The sequence below is a fragment of the Acidisphaera rubrifaciens HS-AP3 genome (assembly GCF_000964365.1).
Classification (GTDB): Bacteria; Pseudomonadota; Alphaproteobacteria; order Acetobacterales; family Acetobacteraceae; genus Acidisphaera; species Acidisphaera rubrifaciens.
Window position 1 is genome coordinate 1 of record NZ_BANB01000471.1, and the last position, 4,058, is coordinate 4,058.

Below are 4,058 nucleotides of genomic sequence, written 5' to 3' on the forward strand. Positions count from 1 at the left end.
GGGCGTCGTTCGACGTGCGCACCGCCGCCGCCCGCCGCCTTGTGTGGACGCCGCCCGCGCCGTTGCACGACCCCTATCGCCGCGCGGTGATCGACACCGCCGAGGCCGCCGCCCGCGCCTATCCGCCCGCCGTCGGCCGCCACGCCGTCGTCACCTGGGCGCTGATCGCGGCCAACACGCTGATGTATCTGCGCGAGCTGCACGGCGGCGACCCCACCGATTCCGATCTTCTGTACAATCAGGGCGCGCTGTGGCCGCACGCGGTGTTCGCGCAGGGCGAATGGTGGCGGCTGCTGGCGGCGCTGTTCCTCCATGCCGGCATCGTCCACATCGCCTTCAACATGATCGCGCTGCTGGTGTTCGGCCCGCCGGTCGAGCGGCGGCTCGGCCACGCGGCCTTCGCCGTGCTGTATCTGGGCGCGGGCCTCGTCTCGATGCTCTCGGTCGCGCTCCTGATGAAGTACGGGATCGAGACGCCCGATCTGCTGGTCGGCGCGTCGGGCGCGATCCTTGGCCTCGTCGGCGGCGCGCTCGGCCTCAGCCTGCGGCGCTCCGGCGCCGATGCCGCAACGGCGCGGGGCGAGCGCCGGGCGCTGCTGAGCCTGCTGGTGCTGCAAAGCGCGCTCGATTTGTCGGTGCCGCATATCAGCCTGTCCGGCCACCTGTCGGGCGCGGCGGCGGGCTTCGTGATCGGGCTGGCGCTGCCGCTGCGGCGAACGACGCCGCGCTTGCGCCGGCTGCTCGGCGCACGGGGCTGAAAAAAGCCCGGGCGCCGCGCACGTGGCGCGACGCCCGGTTCGGTAAGTGTATCGGTCAGTCGGTCAGTCGTTCAGTGGTCGGCACGCTCGGCGAGACGCGCCGACGCGCCCGCGTCGGCATGCTCGTGCGCGTCGTCGTCGCGCGCGGCGTCGCCCGGGGTCGCGTCACCCGGATACGGCACGCCGCCCTTCAGGCCCGACCAGATCAGGCGGTTGAACGCCTCGGCGTTGTTCAGATCCTCCCGGCTCCAGTCATAGCCGCGCGTCTGCTCCGCCCACCACGACGCGGGATGCGTCGAGGGGATCGGCGCCAGGCGCGCGTACTGCGCCGGCAGCGGCAGCGACGCGGTGATCAGCGCCCGCGACGGCACCGCCTCGTAGTTCCACATCGGCTGACCGAGGTCGAACACGTCCGTCATCGGCCGCTGATAGGCGTCGTTGATGCAGAGATGATCGATGCCGAGGATGTCCTCGATCGTGCGCAGCAGGTTCACCGTGCTGTAATGCGTCGAGATCACGGCGTGATGCTTGACGTACGGCCCGACGATATAGGCGGTGCTGCGGCGGGCATCGACGTGGTCGGCGCCGTCCTGCGCGTCGTCTTCGAGCACGAAGATCAGCGTGTCGTCCTTGAACCGGCTGTGCGCGACGCGGTCGACCACGCGGCCCACGGCATAGTCGTTGTCCGCCTGCTGCTTCTCCGGCGTGTCGATGCCGAAGCTCGCGGTGCCGAAATTGCCCATGTGATCGTGCATCAGCCGCACGAGTTCGAGGTTCGGCAGGGTGCCGGACCGCTCATAGGCGGTGAACTCGCGGTCCCACTCCTGCACCCGGTAGAAATCGGGGAAGTTGTTGTCGAAGCCGCGATAATAGATGTCCGTCAGCGGCAGCAGCGTCGGGTTCGCCGAATAGGCGACCTGCAGCTTCTGCGCGTACGGATCGGCGACCGGTGGGATGCGGTCCGAGATCGACACCGAATAGCGCGACAGGTCGATGAAGAACCCGTAGTTGCGCACGCTCAGCCCGGAGCGCAGCGCGCTGTCCCACAGATAGCCGCGCTGCCCCTCGCCGGGCGCCGGACCGTCGGGCGCCGCCTGGTTGTTCGTGCCGGGCAGCAGGTTCGGATCGTTCGGATAGAGCGGCTGCGCCTTCTGCCGGCCGGCGAGCGTCGGGATGGCGACGTCGACGTTGCGGTTGGTGCCTTCCCAGTCATACGCCAGGCCACGGCCCGAATAGTTCAGCGGCAGCGTCTTGATGCCGATATCGGACTCGCGGGCCGAGGTGCTCCACGGCCAGCCGTCGCCGCTGACGGCGCCGGCGTCGTAGAAATTGTCCATGTCGACGAACTGGCGCGAGATGCGGTGGAAGTTCGGCGTGATCGCGCGGCCGAACTCCGTCAGCTTCGGATCGCCGTTGCCACGGCCGAGATCGCCGAGGATCTGGTCGTAGGTGCGGTTCTCCTTGACGATGTAGATGACGTGATGGATGCGCGCCCGCAGCGCCGCCATCATCCGCTCGTCGGCCGGCACCGGATAGGTGTTGAAGCCGTCATTCGCCGCCACCTGCCGCGTCAGGCTGTCGAGCGCGGAGGCCTCCGGCGTGCGCATGCTCAGCAGGCCGCCCTTCTGGATCTGCAGCACGTACTGGTTGTGCGAGCCGCAGAACGCCGCGCGCTGGGCGTTATAGCTGTTGGTGCTGCAGTTGCCGGGGTTCGGGCCGGGATCGCTCTGGCCGTTGGCGACATACAGGTGCGAGCCATCGGCGCTCGGCGTCACGTCGTTCGGATACCACGCGGTCGGGATCAGCCCCTGGACGTGGTGCGGCGCCGCGCCGGACAGCGGGATCACCGCCACGGCGTTGATGTCGCCGTCCGTCACGTACAGCGTCCGGCCGTCGGCGGACAGCGCGACGCTGTTGGTCGCGGCGCCGCGGAACGTCTCCGGATTGGTCAGCAACCCCTCGGGCGCAGCGGCGTGGATCGTCTCGATCACCGCGTTGGTCGCGGTGTTGATGACGAATACCGCGTCGGCGTTGTCGGCGGCGACGTACAGCCGCGCGCCGGCCTTGTCGACGACCATGCGGTTCGGGTTGCCGGGCACGCGCACGCGCGTCACCAGCGTGGGCGACGCCGGGGTGCTGAAGTCCACCACGTCGATCTCGCGGTCGCGCTGCGCGCTGACATAGGCGGTGGTGCCTTGGATCGCGACCCAGATCGGATATTCGCCGCCGGCCTGGCCGCTCTGCGCCGGGTTGATGATGCCGGGACGCAGATCGAGTTCGCCCACCTTGGTGCCGGCCGTCAGATCCAGGACGGAGACGGAGTCGTTGTAGTTGTTGGCGACCACGGCATGCTTGCCATCGGCGGTGACGGCGATGCCCGCCGCCATCGGCTTCACCTCCAGACCGTTGCCGGTGTTGTTGTGACCGAGCGCGATCGGCGAGCCGCTTTCGGCCCAGGTGTCGCCGGACTTGCGGAAGACGTGAACGTTGTCGTCGACGCCGCCGGGGACATAGAAGCTCTGCCCGTCCGGCGCGAAGGCGAGGCCGATGAAGGTGTTCGGCACCTGCAGCACCTGCGTCTGCTTCGGCGTGCCGGAAGAGACGTCATAGACGAAGACGTATTCGTTGGAATCCGCCGCGATCGTCGCGCCGGTCTTGCTGTAGAGCTGGTTGTACCCGGCGCTCAGCACCAGCAGCGTGCGGCCGTCCGGGCTCAGCGCGCTGGTCATCGCGACGTTCGCGACATAGCCCGGGAAATCCGACAGCCCCGGCTTCAGCGCGAACAGCTGCGCGCCCGGCGCCGCAAACGGCGTCAGGAAGTGCCCGTCGGGCAGCAGCCCCGTCGCGCCCGCCGCGAGATCGTCCTCGGCACGCGCGGTGCCGGTCAGCGCGGGCGCGAGGCCCGCCAGCATGGTCATGCCGAGCAGGGCCGCGCGGCCCATGGACCATAGTCGTCGATTACGCATGTCGGTGTCCTCCGTCCTGACGTGCGTCCGCTCTAGGGGGAACTGCCGTGCCGCCGCCGCCGCACGCGGATGAAGGCTGTGTGAACTTTCGGTCAGGTTCACTGTCGCCGCGGTCATCAAGGCTTCACTTTACCGCCGCTCCGCTCAGCCCGGACAAACCCCGCCGGGGAGGCGATGGCATGCGGGCGGAGCGCGAGACGCGGCGGAACGAGACGCTGATCCGCCTGTCGGCCGGCATCAGCCTGTCGCAGCTGCGGGCGCGCACCTGCGTCGCCGCCGCCGCCCTGCACGGCGCGGCCATCGCCGCGGCCCTCCCCGCCGTGACCAGCAGCCC

The 4,058-nt window shown here is 69.5% G+C and carries 2 protein-coding genes; one reads left to right on the top strand and one right to left on the bottom strand.

The window, feature by feature from the left end; translation table 11 throughout:
• Window positions 1–758, top strand: a 758-nt coding sequence (locus B8460_RS13165) for a rhomboid family intramembrane serine protease (protein ID WP_048862064.1), incomplete at its 5' end; no start/stop codon positions are given.
• Window positions 759–829: 71 nt separating this feature from the next.
• Here B8460_RS13165 and B8460_RS13170 read toward each other — a convergent pair.
• Window positions 830–3,700, bottom strand: a complete 2,871-nt coding sequence (locus tag B8460_RS13170) for a bifunctional YncE family protein/alkaline phosphatase family protein (protein ID WP_241771190.1) — start codon at window positions 3,698–3,700, stop codon at window positions 830–832.
• Window positions 3,701–4,058: the final 358 nt, after the last annotated feature.

Bases quoted from the DNA above. Each gene is read 5' to 3' on its own strand.
- B8460_RS13170 (WP_241771190.1), bottom strand. From the start codon at position 3,700: ATGGGCCGCGCGGCCCTGCTCGGCATGACCATGCTGGCGGGCCTCGCG.